The organism is Desulfuromusa ferrireducens, assembly GCF_055389805.1.
Window position 1 is genome coordinate 386585 of the sequence record NZ_AP042415.1, and the last position, 16960, is coordinate 403544.

The 16960-nt window shown below is 50.3% G+C and carries 18 protein-coding genes; 16 read left to right on the forward strand and 2 right to left on the reverse strand.

Annotated elements, in window-relative coordinates; all coding sequences use genetic code 11:
- The first annotated feature begins 93 nt into the window (after positions 1-93).
- From ACZ5PT_RS01710 to ACZ5PT_RS01730, 5 genes are read left to right on the forward strand one after another with little or no spacing between them, the layout of a single operon-like run.
- Positions 94-672 (forward strand): helix-turn-helix domain-containing protein, encoded by a 579-nt coding sequence (locus ACZ5PT_RS01710; RefSeq protein ID WP_464265084.1) that lies wholly within the window; start codon positions 94-96, stop codon positions 670-672.
- Between the two features lie 14 nt (positions 673-686).
- A complete protein-coding gene (locus ACZ5PT_RS01715; protein ID WP_464265085.1) occupies positions 687-2339 on the forward strand; it encodes an AMP-binding protein in 1653 nt (550 codons plus the stop codon).
- 7 nt (positions 2340-2346) lie between these two features.
- Positions 2347-2577, forward strand: a complete 231-nt coding sequence (locus ACZ5PT_RS01720) for a 4Fe-4S dicluster domain-containing protein (protein WP_464265086.1) — start codon at positions 2347-2349, stop codon at positions 2575-2577.
- A gap of 40 nt (positions 2578-2617) precedes the next feature.
- Entirely contained in the window at positions 2618-3673 is a 1056-nt protein-coding gene (gene vorB, locus ACZ5PT_RS01725; protein ID WP_464265087.1) for a 3-methyl-2-oxobutanoate dehydrogenase subunit VorB, read from the forward strand.
- Positions 3666-5081, forward strand: a complete 1416-nt coding sequence (locus ACZ5PT_RS01730; RefSeq protein ID WP_464265088.1) for a 2-oxoacid:acceptor oxidoreductase family protein — start codon at positions 3666-3668, stop codon at positions 5079-5081. The genes vorB and ACZ5PT_RS01730 overlap by 8 nt, the downstream gene beginning before the upstream one ends.
- A gap of 97 nt (positions 5082-5178) precedes the next feature.
- Here the strand turns inward: ACZ5PT_RS01730 and ACZ5PT_RS01735 are convergent, their stop codons facing one another.
- Both ACZ5PT_RS01735 and ACZ5PT_RS01740 read right to left on the reverse strand, forming a co-directional pair.
- Positions 5179-7056, reverse strand: coding sequence for a two-component system sensor histidine kinase NtrB (locus ACZ5PT_RS01735; protein ID WP_464265089.1), 1878 nt, complete (start codon positions 7054-7056; stop codon positions 5179-5181).
- Positions 7056-8051 (reverse strand): substrate-binding domain-containing protein, encoded by a 996-nt coding sequence (locus ACZ5PT_RS01740; protein ID WP_464265090.1) that lies wholly within the window; start codon positions 8049-8051, stop codon positions 7056-7058. The genes ACZ5PT_RS01735 and ACZ5PT_RS01740 overlap by 1 nt, the downstream gene beginning before the upstream one ends.
- 256 nt (positions 8052-8307) lie before the next feature.
- Between ACZ5PT_RS01740 and ACZ5PT_RS01745 the strand changes: the two genes are divergently transcribed.
- The 11 genes from ACZ5PT_RS01745 (at position 8308) to ACZ5PT_RS01795 (ending at position 16945) form a co-directional block, all read left to right on the forward strand.
- Entirely contained in the window at positions 8308-9864 is a 1557-nt protein-coding gene (locus ACZ5PT_RS01745; protein WP_464265091.1) for a bifunctional aminoglycoside phosphotransferase/ATP-binding protein, read from the forward strand.
- Positions 9865-10142: 278 nt separating this feature from the next.
- Positions 10143-10493 (forward strand): hypothetical protein, encoded by a 351-nt coding sequence (locus ACZ5PT_RS01750; protein WP_464265092.1) that lies wholly within the window; start codon positions 10143-10145, stop codon positions 10491-10493.
- 114 nt (positions 10494-10607) lie between these two features.
- Positions 10608-11318 (forward strand): hypothetical protein, encoded by a 711-nt coding sequence (locus ACZ5PT_RS01755; RefSeq protein ID WP_464265093.1) that lies wholly within the window; start codon positions 10608-10610, stop codon positions 11316-11318.
- Between the two features lie 126 nt (positions 11319-11444).
- Positions 11445-12059, forward strand: a complete 615-nt coding sequence (locus tag ACZ5PT_RS01760; protein WP_464265094.1) for a uracil-DNA glycosylase — start codon at positions 11445-11447, stop codon at positions 12057-12059.
- A gap of 137 nt (positions 12060-12196) precedes the next feature.
- Entirely contained in the window at positions 12197-12796 is a 600-nt protein-coding gene (locus tag ACZ5PT_RS01765; protein WP_464265095.1) for a hypothetical protein, read from the forward strand.
- Between the two features lie 65 nt (positions 12797-12861).
- Positions 12862-13179, forward strand: coding sequence for a hypothetical protein (locus tag ACZ5PT_RS01770; protein WP_464265096.1), 318 nt, complete (start codon positions 12862-12864; stop codon positions 13177-13179).
- A gap of 148 nt (positions 13180-13327) precedes the next feature.
- Positions 13328-14074, forward strand: coding sequence for an RES family NAD+ phosphorylase (locus ACZ5PT_RS01775; protein ID WP_464265097.1), 747 nt, complete (start codon positions 13328-13330; stop codon positions 14072-14074).
- 150 nt (positions 14075-14224) lie between these two features.
- Complete coding sequence (locus ACZ5PT_RS01780) at positions 14225-14674, forward strand: SRPBCC family protein (RefSeq protein WP_464265098.1); 450 nt, start codon at positions 14225-14227, stop codon at positions 14672-14674.
- Positions 14675-14807: 133 nt separating this feature from the next.
- Entirely contained in the window at positions 14808-15548 is a 741-nt protein-coding gene (locus tag ACZ5PT_RS01785) for a methyltransferase domain-containing protein (protein WP_464265099.1), read from the forward strand.
- On the forward strand, positions 15451-16281 hold the full coding sequence (locus tag ACZ5PT_RS01790; RefSeq protein WP_464265100.1) for a uracil-DNA glycosylase: 831 nt from the start codon (positions 15451-15453) through the stop codon (positions 16279-16281). The genes ACZ5PT_RS01785 and ACZ5PT_RS01790 overlap by 98 nt, the downstream gene beginning before the upstream one ends.
- Before the next feature lie 136 nt (positions 16282-16417).
- Positions 16418-16945, forward strand: coding sequence for a DUF6933 domain-containing protein (locus tag ACZ5PT_RS01795; protein ID WP_464265101.1), 528 nt, complete (start codon positions 16418-16420; stop codon positions 16943-16945).
- The last annotated feature ends 15 nt before the right edge of the window (positions 16946-16960 follow it).

Below are 16960 nucleotides of genomic sequence, written 5' to 3' on the forward strand. Positions count from 1 at the left end.
TTTTAGCAGATCGGGCAATTTATGACATCCTTGTTATTTTATTTAATATCGACTGTTTTTCTAGCCTAAAACACCGTCAAAAAGGAGTTATGAATGTCTGCCGAGAACAAAATCGGAGTCAAGTTGCGTCAGTTGCGCGAAGCCAAACAAATGAGCGTCGAGCAGTTGGCCGAACAAAGTCAATGTCACGCCGACCAGATCCGGCAGATCGAAGCAGGGGCCCTGGTGCCCTCACTGACCCCGCTGATGGAAATCTCCCGCGCCCTGGGCGAACGCCTCGGTACTTTGCTCGATGACGCTCCGGTCGAGGGTCCGGCGGTGTTCGATAATGCTCAATCTCCCAACGTGCTCCGCTTTTCCGGCAAAGACCCCAAAGCGACCAGCAGCAACCTCGATTTTTATTCGATGGCCGCCAGCAAAAAAGATCGTCACATGGAACCCTTCATGATTGACGTCAAGCCGCTCAGCGGCGAGGCGCCACCACTCTCCGGACACGAAGGCGAGGAGTTCATCTACGTCATCGAAGGTAAAATCCAGATCAATTACGGTAAAACCAGCTACGAACTGGAAGCAGGCCAAAGCATCTATTACGACTCCGTCGTCCCCCACGATGTTCACGCCAAAGGTGACCAAACCGCGAAAATTCTGGCCGTCGTCTACGCACCCTGCTAGTTCGGAGAGCTCCCATGCCATATACAGATAAAACTATCGGTGCCTTTTTCGAGGACCAGGTAGCCCGTCTGCCCGACCACGAATTTGTCGTCTACCCCGACCGTGACCTGCGCTGGACCTTCAGCCAGTTCAACGAGCGGGTCGACCAGCTGGCCAAGGGCCTGCTGGCGATCGGCATCGGTAAGGGTGACAATGTCGGCATCTGGGCGACCAACGTGCCCGACTGGACAACCTTCATGTTCGCCACCGCCAAGATCGGCGCGGTGCTGGTGACCATCAACACCCACTACCGCAGCTTCGAGCTGGAATACCTGGTCAAGCAGGCCGACTTGAAAGCCTTAGCGCTGATCGGTCACTTCCGCGATCACGACTACCTGCAGACGATTAACGAGCTGATTCCGGAGCTGAAATCCTGCCAGCGTGGCCAGTTAAAAAGTGAAAAGTTCCCGGAACTGCGCAGCGTTATTTTCATTGGCCAAGAAAAGCATCGCGGCCTGTTCAACACCCGCGAGCTGATGCTGCTCGGCGACCAATCCGACAATGCCGAACTGGACAGGATCAAAAATTCGCTGAGCGCGCATGATGTCATCAACATGCAGTACACCTCCGGCACCACCGGTTTCCCCAAGGGGGTTATGCTCAGCCACTACAATATTCTCAATAACGGCTACTACATCGGCGACCGGCAGAAGTTCACCGAAGCCGACCGGCTCTGCCTGCCGGTGCCGCTGTTCCACTGCTTCGGCTGCGTACTCGGAGTAATGGCGGCGCTGACCCATGGAACCACTTTGGTGCCACTGGAGCTGTTCGATCCGCTGATGGTTCTGGCGGCGGTGCAGAAAGAGAAGTGTACCGCAGTCTACGGCGTGCCGACCATGTTCATCGCCGAGCTTTCCCACCCGATGTTCGACATGTTCGACATGAGCAGTTTGCGCACCGGCATCATGGCCGGATCACCCTGCCCGGAAGAGACGATGCGCCAGGTGATGGACAAAATGAACTGCACCGACATCACCATCGCTTATGGGCTGACCGAAGCCTCGCCGGTGATCACCCAGACCCGCACCGACGACGCGGTCGCCCAGCGCACCGGCACCGTCGGCGCCGCGCTGCCGGAGATCGAAGTCAAGCTGGTCGATCCCGACAGTGGCAAAGAGGTCGGTATTGGCGAGCGCGGCGAACTCTGCTGCCGCGGCTACAACGTCATGAAGGGCTACTACAACTTGGCGGAGCAGACCGCAGTCGCCATTGACGCCGACGGTTGGCTGCACTCCGGTGATCAGGCCGAGGTCGATGCCGACGGCTACTACAAGATCACCGGCCGGATTAAAGACATGATCATCCGTGGCGGCGAGAACATCTACCCGCGCGAAATCGAGGAATTCCTCTACACCATGGAGGGTGTGCTCGACGTGCAGGTGGTTGGCCTGCCCGACGAAAAATACGGCGAAGTGGTCGGCGCCTTCATCATTCGCAAAGCGGGGGCCGACATCACCGAAGAGGATGTCATCGACTTCACCCGCACCCGCATCGCTCCCTACAAAAAGCCGAAGCATGTCCTCTTCGTCGACAGCTACCCGATGACCGCCAGCGGCAAGATCCAGAAATATAAGCTACGCGAGATGGCCTGTGAGCAACTCGGCATTAAAACCAAAGTATTTGAGTGAGGATAAAGTGACTGAGAAACAGCAAAAAGAACAACCAACGGTGATTATCCACGAAGATCTGTGCAAGGCCTGCGGCCTGTGCATCATCCATTGCCCGAAGGATATCCTTGAGGCCTCGGACAAGATCAACGAGCTGGGCTATCCGACCACCGTGGTCGCCAAAGACGGCTGTATCGGCTGTGCCAACTGCTACCTGGTCTGCCCAGAGCCGGGCGCGGTCACCGTTATTAAACCGTAACTTAAATATTGCGAAACAAAGAACTACAGGAGTCCCTGTTTTGAAAAAATTGGTTAAAGGAAACGAGGCGGTGGTAATCGGTGCCCTCGTGGCCGGTTGCGATGCCTACTACGGCTACCCGATCACCCCGGCGAGCGAGATCGCCCATGCCGCCAGCGAGCACTTTTTACCGCTCGGCAAAGTCTTTGTTCAGGCCGAGTGCGAAGTCGGCGCCATCAACATGGTCTATGGCGCCGCATCCTCGGGACAACGGGTGCTGACCGCCAGCTCCGGCCCCGGCATCAGCCTGAAGATGGAAGGCGTCTCCTACCTGGCTGGTGCGCAGCTGCCCTGCGTTATCGTCGATGTGCAGCGCGTCGGTCCGGGCCTGGGCAACATCGGTCCGGAACAGAGCGATTACTTTCAGGTGGTTAAAGGTGGCGGTCACGGTGATTACCGCGCCATCGTGCTGGCCCCGGCTTCGGTCGAAGAAACCTACCGGATGAGCATCGAAGCCTTCGACCTGGCCGACAAATGGCGCAGCCCGGTCTTTATCCTCACCGACGCAACGCTGGGTCAGATGATGGAGCCGATCGATATCCGCGAGGTGCCAACTCACCGCGCCGAGAAACCCTGGGCGCTGGATACCAAGACGGAGAGTAACGACAATCTGATCACTTCCATCTATCTCGATTTTGATGATATGGAAGCGCACATTAATGGCTTGCATGACAAATATCAGCAGATCACCGACACAGAAGCCAAGGCGGAAGTCTACGGCGCCGATGTGCCGGATATCGTCCTGACCGGCTACGGCATCACCGGTCGGATGTTGCGCAGCGTGGTCGATCAGCTCAACGAATGCGGCATCGACGCGACCCTGATCCGCCCGCAGACCCTCTGGCCGTTCCCGAGTAAAGTTTATCAGGAAATCGTCAAACCGGGCGTGCCGGTGCTGTCGGTCGAGTTGAGTCGCGGCCAATTTGTCGAGGATGTCCGCCTGTCTCTGCCTGGCTATAACGTCAAGCACTACGGTCGGGTCGGCGGCAACCTGCCGGAATTGGGCGAACTGGTCGAGCAAGCCGAAAAGTTGTTGCAGGAGGCGAAAAATGTCTAAAGTTTACGAGAAATCACCGGCCTTCTTCGACACCTTCGAACGCAAGCCGAGTATGCAGAAGACCACCCACTACTGCCCGGGTTGCGGCCACGGCACCCTGAACAAGATCATCGCCGATCAGCTCGCCGAGCTCGGGCTGCAGGACCAGACGATCATTGTCGGTCCGGTCGGCTGCGGCGTCTTTATCTACTACTACTTTGAAAGCGCCAGCGTTTCCGCCGCCCACGGCCGCGCTTCGGCCGTCGCCACCGGCGTCAGCCGCGCCAACCCGGACAGCGTCACCATCTCCTACCAGGGCGACGGCGACCTGGCGGCGATCGGTACCAGTAACGCCATCCACGCCGCCAACCGTGGCGAGAACATGATCGTCTTTTTCGTCAACAACAACATCTACGGCATGACCGGCGGCCAACTGGCGCCAACCACGCTGATCGGTCAGACCTCGACCACCTCACCAACCGGCCGCAGCGTACTCAACGACGGCTACCCGCTGCGCATGGCGGAAATGATGGCCGGGCTGGAAGCGCCAACCCTGGTCGCCCGGGTCGGCGTCAACAACCCGAAAAACATCCGGCAGGCGATCAAGGTGATCAAAAAAGGCCTGGAAGTGCAGCGCGACAAGAAGGGCTATGCCTTTATCGAAGTGCTCTCGCAGTGCCCGACCAACTGGAGAAAAGATCCAAAGGAAGCCTGCGAGTGGATCGACGAGGTGGTCTGCAAGCAGTACCCGCTCGGCGTCTTTAAAGATCTGACCGATGAGCGCCAGGCACAGAATCGTCGCTGCGAACGGGTTGAATTTGCGGCCATCGCCGAACAGCTCGGACTGACCAGTGATGACGAAGATACCAGCCAGAAGATGGAAATGCTGGCCGATGAGCTGCGCTTCAAATTCGCCGGTTTTGGCGGGCAGGGGATTTTATCGCTCGGCATGATGATGGCGCAGATGTCGATGGAACAGAATATGGAGGTCACCTGGCTGCCCTCCTACGGTCCGGAGATGCGCGGCGGTGTTGCCAACTGCTCGGTGGTGGTGGGTAAAAAAGCGATCGGCTCCCCAGCGGTCGAAAACCCGAACGTGCTGGTTGCCCTGAACCGACCATCGCTGGATAAATTCGGCCCACTGGTCCCCGAGGATGGCCTGATCATCTACAACAGCTCGCTGATCGATCAGGTGCCGGACAACCTCAAGGGCCAAGTCTACGCCCTGCCGGCGACAGACCTGGCCGCGGAAGCAGGAACGACTAAAGCGGCCAATGTGGTTGTGCTTGGATTTGTCGCTCGAAAAACCGGTATGTTCGAGCTGGCCGGACTGGAAGCCTTTTTGGCTGAAACCTTCAAAAAACCGGCGCTGCTGGAAACCAACCTCAAAGCGGTTCAGGCCGGTTGGAATGCCGCCAGCGATAGCTGACGCAGAATAGAAAAACTGAGAAAACAATCAGCCCCCTGACGTTTAAATAACTCAGGGGGCTGATTGTTTTTTATGCCCGGATGACATCTCACCTCAGTCAGGCCGAAATTCCCGCGACCGGCAAATCGATGACAAATTTAGTACCCGCACCAAGCCAGGATTCTACACTCATTTCACCGCCATGATTTTCGGTGACGATAAAGTAGGAAATGCTCAAACCCAGCCCGGTCCCCACCCCGACCGGCTTGGTGGTAAAGAAAGGCTCAAAGACCCGCTTGCAGGTTTTTTCATCCATACCGGGACCGTTATCCTCGATCTCGACACGTACAGAGTTGCGTTGCGGATCGTATGCCGTCCGCAACCGCAAGCATGGCTCCCGCCCGTCAGCGGACGCGACGACATCCCGCATCGCCTCGGCCCCATTGCGGAGGATATTCAACATAACCTGCTGGATAGAACTGCCTTCACAGGGCACCAGCGGCAGATCATCCTGATACTCACGAACAATCTTAATCTGGCGAAAATCGTACTGTTTCTTCAAATCGTAGTCACTGCTGGCCAAATCGACACTGCGGTCGAGGAGCTCGCCGAGATTGTGACTTGAGACGGCAGCACTACTTTTGCGAGCAAAACTCAACATATTGTCGACAATCTCCGCAGCGCGTATACCCGAGGCATGGATCTGATCGATCATTTTGCAAATCCCGCGACTCTCCATAAAACCGTGAATCGCCGCCATTGTCGTTCCAACAGCGGCAGCGGCGCGGTCATTGGCTGGCAGGTCTTTGGACAAGCGGTTTGCCACGACGTTGGCAGTCTGCATCATCCCGGCCAGCGGGTTGTTGATCTCGTGGGCCATGCCGGCAGCCAGTCCGCCAACCGAAAGCATCTTCTCACTTTGAATCATCACCTCTTCCAGTCGAACCCGCTCGGTGACATCATCCACCCGGATCACCACCCCGACCACGCCATTGGCGATCAGCGGGTAGATCGTCACATCCTCAAAGCGGGTGATCCCCTCTTGCGGATAGGGACGCTTGCTGTCGCTCTGTTGCTGGCGCGTCTGCATCGCCTGACGCATCCGCGGCGAATCACTCGCCAAGCGGGGGAAAACCTGACCCAACGGCTGCCCCAGAGCAGCCTCCGTACTTATGCCGGTCGTCCGCCGCGCTTCACTATTCCACTGCGTCACCTTGCCATCAGGGTCGACACCGATCAGCACCGAAGGCATCGAATCGATGATATTGGAAAGATAGTTGCGCAGTTGCCGTAACTCTTCCTCGGCGTGTTGACGCTCGGTAACAAGTCCACGGAAAGATTTTGTCAGCTCAGCCACTTCTGTTGTCGCGTCAGTTAAGCCTGAAGGCGCCTCATCGCCCTGCCCCCGATAAGAATGGATAGCGTCGCAAAGGAGGGTGATTTCCCTTGTCGCACGCAGGGCAATCCGATAAGAGAAGGCAATTCCGATCAACAGAGCGATGCTGCCGACAAAAGCAATCATAGATACAGCAGGATATATTTGCTTATCGATGTTGGCCCTTTTCAGCCCAAGTCGCAAGACCGCGCCGGTCTGCGGCATGGAGAGCGCCAGATCGTAGTAAACTTCCCCATCGGGATCGAGAAACTCCAGATAATATGCTCCCTGCTGCTCGGGAGAGGCCGCGTTGAGCAGGCCAACGGGAACGGAGCCGCCGAAGGAGTCAACGTAGGGTTGGCCATCAAGAACAATAAAAGCGTATTCAATCAGATGATGAATCTCCATTTGTCGTGCCAACGTCTCGCGCACGGCGACGCGGTCATCCCAAAGGATGAGACGTTCGATTTCCCCCGTCACCACACTGGCGACAGCCAGATGAATCCGCTTTGTTTCGATACGATTTTCGCGCAAGGAAAAAAAGATAAGAACTGCAGTGACAACCCCGATCAGGGTCAGCAACAAAAAGGAAGTGCGCTGGAATATTTTTCTTTTCAGCATTACTGACGAGTCCCCCGGACAAAAGAATCCGTCCATTGACGCATCTCACGCACACTGTCATACATCGCATCATCCCCTTCAGTGAAGCGGTCGATCTGGATCTTACGCAACAAAGGAATCGCGTTGGGATCTTCATGCAGAGAGAGAAAGGCTGCCTTTAAGCGGCGTTTCAGTTCAGCGTCCAGATGGGGGTGCACAACAACGGGTGGAATCCCGTAAGGGGGTGACTTTTCAATGATTTTAGTTCGTGCGGTCGCCTCAGGATCGACAGCATTCATAAACTCCCAGATCAAGGAATCGACCGCTGCGCCATCGGCCAAGCCATCGGCAACCGCCTTGATCGAGTTGTCATGGCTGTTGGTATAGAAGGTTTCAGCAAAATATGATTCGGGAGACTCGCCATCCTTAGCAAGCATATAGGTCGGCACCAGGGAGCCAGTATTGGAGTGCGGATCGGTAAAAGCGAAACGTTTGCCGCGCAGATCAGCAAAAGACTGGATTGCGCTGCCACGTCGGGCAAGAATATATGAATGATAAACGGTTTGTCCGTGTGCCACCGGAGTGACCAGCAGCTCCATACCGAAATCATCACGGCCACTGGTATAGGGACCAGCACAGACAAAGGCCAGATCCACCTCATGCGCTTCGACCAGTTCGTTGACTTCTGCGTAGGTACGACGCTGTGAAAAAATCGCCCGGCGACCAACGCGATGGGCTATCAGCTCCATCATTTCCTGATAATACTCACGGGTGATTTCCGGCGAAACCATGGCCCCGACAGCCACTCGTAACGTCGCTTGAGGATCGGCTGGCGTTACCGGCGAGGAGTCTTCTCGATCGGCATTACTGCCGAGATTGACCGTCGGCCGCTCGTCTTGACAGCCGCTCAGGAAAAAAATGATGAGCAAATACAGGAAGGCCCTGCCAGCTCTAAAAACGATTGACCCGTAGGTGGCGGATCGATCGGGAGGACATTCGCAGTTATCTTTCAACATTTCCACCCCCCCCATCCTTGGCTATCGTTAATCTTACCAACATACACCCAACAATACCACCAAGAAATACCGCAGAATCTGATTTAAAGGACGAGGCGCAAGATGAATTCTTTGCAGATGATGGATGCTCTGAGTGAAAATGAGCAAAATATCAGCGCGACATTTGCCAATACGAGCCGATCGACTAGGCTATAAACAGGACGACGAATAGCAATTCCCTGCCTTTGAGCTGCCCCCGAGGGCCAGGAGACAACGCATGACCAACCGGCAATCAATCCTGGTTAAAGCACTGCACAATCCTGACTGTTACGATCACCCGGCGGATCGGGTCAAACTGGTCGAAACCCATATTTCCTGGGTGCTTCTGGCGGGTAACTTTGCCTACAAACTAAAAAAACCGGTCAACTTCGGCTTTCTTGATTTTTCCACCCTGGCCAAGCGACGACACTACTGCAACGAAGAAATCCGCCTCAATCAGCGTTTTGCCCCGCATCTCTACCTCGAAGTCATAGGCATCGGTGGCACGCCCGAAGCCCCCATCCTCAGCGGCACCCCGGCATTTGAATATGCTGTTAAAATGAAACGCTTCCCCCGCTCCGGCGAACTGGATGTAATGCTTGAGCAGCAACGCCTCAAGGCCGAGCAGATCAGAGCCTTTGCCGACTACATCGCGGCAATCCATCAGCAACTCCCACGCAGCGAGCCAAACCAAAGCTTCGGCTCCGCCGCCGCGATCAGTGCGCCGGTACTGGAAAATTTTCACCACTTGCAGGCACTAAAGACCTACAGCCGCAGCGCTGCACAACTGAACGAACTGGAAAGCTGGAGTCGGAGCCGGCTAAAGACTCTCAGCCCGCGGATGGAACAGCGCAAGGCACAGGGTGCCATTCGTGAATGTCACGGCGACATGCATCTGGCCAACATGGTCTGGCAGGACCAGCAACCACTGCTGTTTGACTGCATTGAGTTTAACGAGAATCTGCGCTGGATCGACGTAATCAGCGATATCGCCTTTTTATTGATGGACCTGGATGATCGCGGCGCGTCCCCCCTCGGATGGCTGTTTCTCAACCGCTACCTGCGCCAAAGCGGCGATTATCAGGGACTGCCGCTACTCAACTTCTACAAGACTTATCGCGCCCTGGTGCGGGCCAAAGTCACCTGCCTGCGGCTGTCACAGCCAGGACTGAGCAGCCGCGAACGGACGGTGGATAGCGAGCTGGCGCAAAGCTACCTTGATCTGGCCACCAGCTACACGGTCCCACAGCAACCGCCATTGATCATCAGCCACGGCTTTTCCGGTTCCGGTAAAAGCACCTTCATCGAACAACTCGCCCCGCTATGTGGCGCCATCAGCCTGCATTCTGATATCGAACGTAAACGGCTGCATGGACTGCAGGCGACAGAGACTAGCCACTCAGCGCTCGACAGCGGAATCTACACCGAGCAAGCCAGCCGCCAAACCTACCACCACCTGCAGACGCAGGCCGAAACCATTCTTCTCTCCGACCTGCCAGTCATCGTTGATGCCACCTTCCTCAAACAGGAACAACGCCGACAGATGCAGCAACTGGCGAGCAAACTGCAACGCCCCCTGCTCATCCTCGACTTCCCGCTAAGTAAAGAAGACCTGATACGACGGGTTGAACAGCGCAGCAGCCAACGTAGACAGGTTTCAGAAGCCGACGTCGCGGTCCTGAACACCCAATGGCAGCAGGCAGAGCCGCTGACAGCAGAGGAAACCCAGCGGTACATCAGCGTACATCCGCATAGCACCCCGGAACAGATCGCCGCTCTGATCAAGCAAGGCTGATGACCAAAGCGGGAGAGGTGCCAACATCTAAACGCGGGCAGAAGCGCTAACAGGCCCCTGACAGAAGAACAACGAAAATACTTCGCAGGGCAATCTGCCAACCGAGCGCCACAAAACAACAGCTGATAAGTGAGAATAGTTTGACCGCCGGATGCTGATTCGCTAGTATCTATGCGTTGTTATCATATTTTCATCGGGGGGAAATAAAACGACGACCGCTTTCATGATCGCGCTCCAGCCATCAGAGAAGCGGTTTTTTTGCGTTTTAGGGGGGGGGAATGAAAACCAGAGTCAGCCTGAGACCAGGCGACAAGGGGACCAGGCAGTTGCACGCCCAGTACGGCGATCAATTGGTGTGCGTCCGCTACCGATACGATCCCAAGACAAGGATGCGCTATAAAACCGTCGAACTGATCGTCGATGCCAAACCCTACGTCCCCGAAAATAGCGCCAAATACTTCGCCGAAGTATCCGTCCGGATCGAGTTCCACGAGCAGGAACTGCGCAACCAGGCCAAAAGCCGCGGAGCACGCTGGGACCCAGAGAAGAAAATCTGGAGGATGCGCTTTAAAGATGCCATCGACCTGAACATAGAAGATCGGATAAAACCAGAAAAGAACAGTCTCTAAAAGTTTATAGCAGGCATATCTATAAACCAGCAGATACATTTATAAACCGGGCATCCAGACCTATAAACCATTTATAGATCTATAGAGTCCGTCTAATCCCTGTTATGTGTAGAAATGAATAAGAAGATAAAAACATCAAATATTATCCTTTCAGCACTCACCGTTTTTGCAGCATTCGGTGCGGTAGCCGGTAGTAATGAAGCTACAATTGCTATCCTTAAAGGTACTTCCATAGAACCAATTTTGCATAACTTGCACATTGGGAACGAAGTTATTTTTAACTTATCAATAGGCTATCTCGTCAGCTTATTTTTTTGGTATTTGGTCGTTCAGCAGCCAGAATCAAAAAAACGCAAAATCATAAAAAGGAACCTCGAACGGCAATATAAATACTTCAAAATTGGAACAATTCAAATTTTGCTAATGGCTGCAAATGGAAGTTACAATCATGACGTTCCTGAACAGCTTTGCGACTATCAAAAATTCAAAGAGTATTTCAAGAAAAACGATAGAGAAAAATGGTACGCCGCTTTAAATGCCCTTGAAGACGATAGGAACCTACTAAACGATTTAATCGTTGAACTCTCGCATTTTGCAAATGAAATTTCATATGTATTAAACAACATCACAATTGAAGAAGAAAAAGTGCACAGTTTCTTCAAAAGTCTAACTTCTCATGTTTATACTCTACAGAACTCAAGTGTTCACTATGACGACCACGTTAAATGTTTGGGTAAATTTCTTTATGGAATCCTGGCCCAATTTGACTTTATTGAGGGTCAAAAAGAAGACGACGTAATCCAGTTAATGATCAACGAAATATGAAAACACATAACAAACTAATCAACCGGACGGAAAATGCTTCTGCTCTAAATTGAAAAGCAAAACCAATTGCGGTGGGTCACGCAAGTTCGCGTCGCCGCCGGTTATCATGAACCGTTAGGCCCTAGAATGGATAAACCAAAATTATTAGGCACAGCGGAAGATGTGGACACAAGACTGTCGCAGATTGATCAGCCCCATATCGCGGCTCTCACTGAATTTGTACGGAACCTTCGCATAAAGATGGGACCAGAGGCATCTATCCCGTTTTTTGATCCTTGGGATGGGGGCATTGAGGCAGAAGTTCTGTTTTTGCTTGAAGCACCAGGATCAAAGGCAAGAAACTCTGGTTTTATATCGCGCAACAATCCTGACGAAACAGCTAAAAACTTATTTGAAATAAGCAGAGAGGCTGGAATCGACCGAAAGCGCACCATCACTTGGAATGTCGTACCCTGGTATATTGGATCAGGTAGTCGAATTCGTCCTGCCAACTCGAAAGATATTGATTCGGGCATTGAATCGTTGGCCGAACTGATAGGGCACCTGCCACGCCTTCGCGCGATTGTCCTTGTCGGTGGGAAAGCGCAAAAAGCTGAATGGTATGTGCAACGGGTTGCTCCGAGACTCAAAATCTTCACAAGTCCACACCCAAGCCCGTTGTACATCAATCGGAAGCCTGAAAACAGAGCTCTGCTGTTGGAAAAGTGGCGAACTGTTCAAATATTTTTGGAGTCCCGGTGAAACTGTGGCCTAACAAACCAATCAACCGGACGGAAAATACTTCTGCTTTAAATTGAAAAGCAAAACCAAATTGCGGTGGTGGCCGAAACTTCGCGTCGCCGCCGGTTATCATGAACCGTTAGATCTGGAGAACAATCATGATTAGCGTGAATTTGAAATTCTCTATCTACCTTATTGCCATGCTCTGCCTCTGTAGTTGTGCTGCTGCATTCATTCCAGAAACTGATGACCCAGAAAGCAAACTCGAATGGGCGAATGCTGCAATTTTTTCAGGCAGGCCACTCCCAGCAGAAAAATTGATCAAAGAAGCTATCACGATATTTGAACTGGAGAGTAATACGCTAGGACTCGGCTACGCATATAATGTGTATGGTGGCCTGAGATACAATTTCCCAACAAATGGAATCAATAATGGAATCAATAATGGAATGGAGTCCATTCCTCATTATAAAAAATCGCTAGAGTACCTTGATACTTTCTTTTCCAAAAATGAAAACATGAAAAATATTGATCAATACAAAGAGTATATTCAATATGCAAATAATGGTTACTACACCATTGGTTTTGTAAATCAATACAACAATAATTATGAAGCAGCCTGCAAGAACTATGAAAAAAGTTTAAAGTATTATGAGCTACAAATAGATCATAATAAAAACGTTACTATTAAATCTCCTGGAGCTGATAGTTACATGGACTTACTAAATAAAAACAAAAAATTATCAAACTGCGAATAAACGATCTAACAAACTAATCAACCTGACGGAAAACGCTTCTTCTTTAAATTGAAAAGCAAAACCAATTGCGGTTGGTCACGCAAGTTCGCGTCGCCGCCGGTTATCATGAACCGTTAGAAGCAAGAATTGATAGAATCATGAACTCTAAAATCATTTGGCCAAGTTTACTCATATTGTGCGGCATCGTCCTCGTCGTATGGCCTAATTTACGTAAATTTACATTTGGGGGCGGTGATAAGATCAAGCGTCAAGAAGACCAAAAACAATCAATAAACACCCCAAAAAACAAACTTAATTATCAGGCGAATGTGACCAAGTCAGATATTGTAATTGCAATTATGGTTGTTGCGTCAATGATTATGATTGCATTCATTCTTGAGTAAAAACAGAAAAGCTTCTAACAAACTAATCAACACGGACGGAAAATACTTCTGCTTTAAATTGAAAAGCAAAACCAATTGCGGTGGGTCACGCAAATTCGCGTCGCCGCCGGTTATCATGAACCGTTATATGCAAAAATGAGGAACCATCATGGCCTTTAAATCGTGGGCTGACTTTTATGCCTTTGCAAAAGAGGTGCGATTCAATAATCGGTACGTTCATAGTCCCGAAGCAGTTGAATTCCTCGAAAATTTAAAAAAGACATTGCCGAGCCGTGAAAGAAGTTTCGCTGAAGGCAGCTCCCTTTTCCGCTCTCAAATCGGTTATGAAGAAAGCGAGCAAGAAGGACAGTGCATTTGCGTAGGGTATCCACCCTCCAGAATGAAGCCACTAGAAAGAAAGGCACACGAAGGAAGGGCCAATCCAAAAGGTATTTCATACCTTTATTTATCGAATGACAAAAATACGAGCATGGCAGAACTCCGACCACACGTTGGTCAGAAAATTTCCTGTGCACAGTTCAAGGTCACTAAAAATTTAAGACTTGTAGACTGCTACTCAGTAAATAAACAGTATTCTCATGTTGAATGCTTCTTTTCACCCCCAGAATCTGAGGTAGAAATCTCCGCTGCTATCTGGTCATTCATAAATGACAGTTTTACAAACCCTGTAACAAATGACCATTCAAGCTCAGAGTACGTTCCTACTCAAATTTTAGCTGAATTGTTTAAGCTTGAAGGTTTCGATGGAATCTGTTGTAAAAGCCATTTGGGACCAGGTCATAACTTCATCTTGTTTGATCTTGATCTTGCAAACTTAAAAAGCTGCACAGTCATGGACACTAAATCTGTCACCTTCAGCTTTGAAGAATTCACCAATAGTTACCACGTCAAATAAAAGCATATAACAATCTAATTAACCGGACGGAAAATGCTTCTGCGCTAAATTGAAAAGCAAAACCAAATTGCGGTGGGCCACGCAAGTTCGCGTCGCCGCCGGTTATCATGAACCGTTAGCTTTCGGAAAAAAACCGGAGAAAGCACGAACATGATTGTCACGGAAGTTATCGAGATAAATCAGACAAAAGATGCAGTATGGAAAGCAATAACAGATATTGAAAATTGTGAGCACATAATTACGAGCATCCTTAAAATTAATATCCTAAATAAAACATCCTCCGGTATCGTTGGATTAAAATGGGAAGAAACAAGAGAGATGTTTGGAAAAGAAGCATCAGAAACCATGTGGATAACAGATTCGGAAACAAACGAATATTACTCTACGCGTGCGGAAAGCCACGGATCTGTTTACATAACAAAGTTGAGTTTAACAGCAATTGATGGTGGCACCTTGTTAACGATATCATTCAATGGAATTCCACAATCATTTATTGCAAAGACCCTTTCATTTTCAATGGGTCCACTTATTAGAAACTCGATAAAAAAGGCACTAATACAAGATTTGGCGGATATCAAAGCTTATGTTGAAAAAAGCTAACAACTAAATCAACGCGGACGGAAAATACGTCTGTGCAAATTTGAAAAGCAAAATCTAAAATTGCGGTAGGTCACGCAAGTTCGCGTCGCCGCCGGTTATCATGAACCGTTAGCTGCAAGGAAAGAATAAATCCATGCCCCCAAAAGTTGATCTTGGCGAGATTCAATCTGCCATAAAAGAAAAATACAAAAAGGTCTCCAAGTCTCCGGAAGGCAATTTCCGTTATCCAACGGGTAGAGCTGGGGCAGAAACACTCGGATACGATCAAAACTTAATCAATTCAGCGCCACAGGAATTAAGTACCCTCTTTTGCGGCGTTGGCTGTCCATTCACAGCAGGAAAAATAAAACCAGAAGAGGACATACTCGATATCGGCTGTGGTGGTGGTTTTGACATGTTCTGCTCAAGTAAATTGGTAGGACCAAAAGGAAACGTTTTTGGCCTAGACCTTTCCCTCGAAATGTTAGAAAAAGCGAAGGAAAACCTTGCCCTCGCAGGCATTAGCAATGCAAAAGTCCAATCGGGAAGTTCAGAGCAATTGCCATTTGAAAACAATACATTTGACGTTGTTACCTCAAATGGTGTTTTCAATCTTTCCCCGGAAAAAGAAAAAACATATTCAGAAATATTTCGTGTATTGAAACCGGGTGGGCGTCTTCAGTTTGCAGACATGGTCTTAAAAGAAGAATTGCCACCGGGGGAATTAAGTGCAAAAGCATGGTCACATTGAATTGGCGGTGCGATCCCGGTTCGGGATCAAATCAAGTTAATTCAAAATGCCGGATTCATTGACGCTGAATGCGTGGGCTACACAGAATTCAGCACTTCAAAGTTCACAATTGGCGCATTGTTTTTTGCACGAAAAAGCAGCTAACAAACTAATCAACGCGGACAGAAAATACTTCTGCGCTAAATTGAAAAACAAAACCAAATTACGGTGGATCACGCAAGTTCGCGTCGCCGCCGGTTATCATGAACCGTTAGGCCCTAGAATGGATAAACCAAAATTATTAGGCACAGCGGAAGATGTGGACACAAGACTGTCGCAGATTGATCAGCCCCATATCGCGGCTCTCACTGAATTTGTACGGAACCTTCGCATAAAGATGGGACCAGAGGCATCTATCCCGTTTTTTGATCCTTGGGATGGGGGCATTGAGGCAGAAGTTCTGTTTTTGCTTGAAGCACCAGGATCAAAGGCAAGAAACTCTGGTTTTATATCGCGCAACAATCCTGACGAAACAGCTAAAAACTTATTTGAAATAAGCAGAGAGGCTGGAATCGACCGAAAGCGCACCATCACTTGGAATGTCGTACCCTGGTATATTGGATCAGGTAGTCGAATTCGTCCTGCCAACTCGAAAGATATTGATTCGGGCATTGAATCGTTGGCCGAACTGATAGGGCACCTGCCACGCCTTCGCGCGATTGTCCTTGTCGGTGGGAAAGCGCAAAAAGCTGAATGGTATGTGCAACGGGTTGCTCCGAGACTCAAAATCTTCACAAGTCCACACCCAAGCCCGTTGTACATCAATCGGAAGCCTGAAAACAGAGCTCTGCTGTTGGAAAAGTGGCGAACTGTTCAAATATTTTTGGAGTCCCGGTGAAACTGTGGCCTAACAAACCAATCAACCGGACGGAAAATACTTCTGCTTTAAATTGAAAAGCAAAACCAAATTGCGGTGGTGGCCGAAACTTCGCGTCGCCGCCGGTTATCATGAACCGTTATGTGGCAAGAATGAAATGCAGATTATCCGCGCTACTCAAAAAGTACTGAAGGAGTTGGGCCTCAAAGGAACAATTCCAGAAAAAGAAGTGGTGCCAATTGCCCCACTAGGGCCTTGGTATGCGAACCTCCTTCGATTCAACCGGAGAAAATGCATCTTATTCACCCAAGAGGAAACGCTGTACTCATTCATGGTGCTCGGCGTGAAAAAGAAAGACTTTGAAAATTTACAACTCACCTTCTCAACAGGCCTTGAGACCAACTTGAGAGCAGAGGGGTTTCCACAAGCGATCATCGATAAAATTCAAATGCAAAATGAGACCATCGAAATCACCAAAACGAAAAGCAGAAGTGTGCTTGGCTCAATGACCGATCATGCTTATGGTTACGAGGTCTATATCGAAATGGAAGGTGGCGTAAATAGCTGCAACATTCTTGAAATAAATAAAAAGATCAATAGAACCCCAATGGGTGCCATAGGGTACGGTTATTCAATTAGGAAGCTGTCTGAAAAGTTCAACATAAAAAGCCACATAACCATCTAATCAACCGGACGGAAA

Coding starts and splice junctions, on each gene's coding strand:
- ACZ5PT_RS01795 (WP_464265101.1), top strand. CDS start 16,418: ATGCAGATTATCCGCGCTACTCAAAAAGTACTGAAGGAGTTGGGCCTC.
- ACZ5PT_RS01740 (WP_464265090.1), bottom strand. CDS start 8,051: ATGTTGAAAGATAACTGCGAATGTCCTCCCGATCGATCCGCCACCTAC.
- ACZ5PT_RS01745 (WP_464265091.1), top strand. CDS start 8,308: ATGACCAACCGGCAATCAATCCTGGTTAAAGCACTGCACAATCCTGAC.
- ACZ5PT_RS01775 (WP_464265097.1), top strand. CDS start 13,328: ATGGCCTTTAAATCGTGGGCTGACTTTTATGCCTTTGCAAAAGAGGTG.
- ACZ5PT_RS01710 (WP_464265084.1), top strand. CDS start 94: ATGTCTGCCGAGAACAAAATCGGAGTCAAGTTGCGTCAGTTGCGCGAA.
- ACZ5PT_RS01730 (WP_464265088.1), top strand. CDS start 3,666: ATGTCTAAAGTTTACGAGAAATCACCGGCCTTCTTCGACACCTTCGAA.
- ACZ5PT_RS01735 (WP_464265089.1), bottom strand. CDS start 7,056: ATGCTGAAAAGAAAAATATTCCAGCGCACTTCCTTTTTGTTGCTGACC.
- ACZ5PT_RS01765 (WP_464265095.1), top strand. CDS start 12,197: ATGATTAGCGTGAATTTGAAATTCTCTATCTACCTTATTGCCATGCTC.
- ACZ5PT_RS01755 (WP_464265093.1), top strand. CDS start 10,608: ATGAATAAGAAGATAAAAACATCAAATATTATCCTTTCAGCACTCACC.
- ACZ5PT_RS01780 (WP_464265098.1), top strand. CDS start 14,225: ATGATTGTCACGGAAGTTATCGAGATAAATCAGACAAAAGATGCAGTA.
- ACZ5PT_RS01760 (WP_464265094.1), top strand. CDS start 11,445: ATGGATAAACCAAAATTATTAGGCACAGCGGAAGATGTGGACACAAGA.
- ACZ5PT_RS01715 (WP_464265085.1), top strand. CDS start 687: ATGCCATATACAGATAAAACTATCGGTGCCTTTTTCGAGGACCAGGTA.
- ACZ5PT_RS01790 (WP_464265100.1), top strand. CDS start 15,451: ATGCCGGATTCATTGACGCTGAATGCGTGGGCTACACAGAATTCAGCA.
- ACZ5PT_RS01750 (WP_464265092.1), top strand. CDS start 10,143: ATGAAAACCAGAGTCAGCCTGAGACCAGGCGACAAGGGGACCAGGCAG.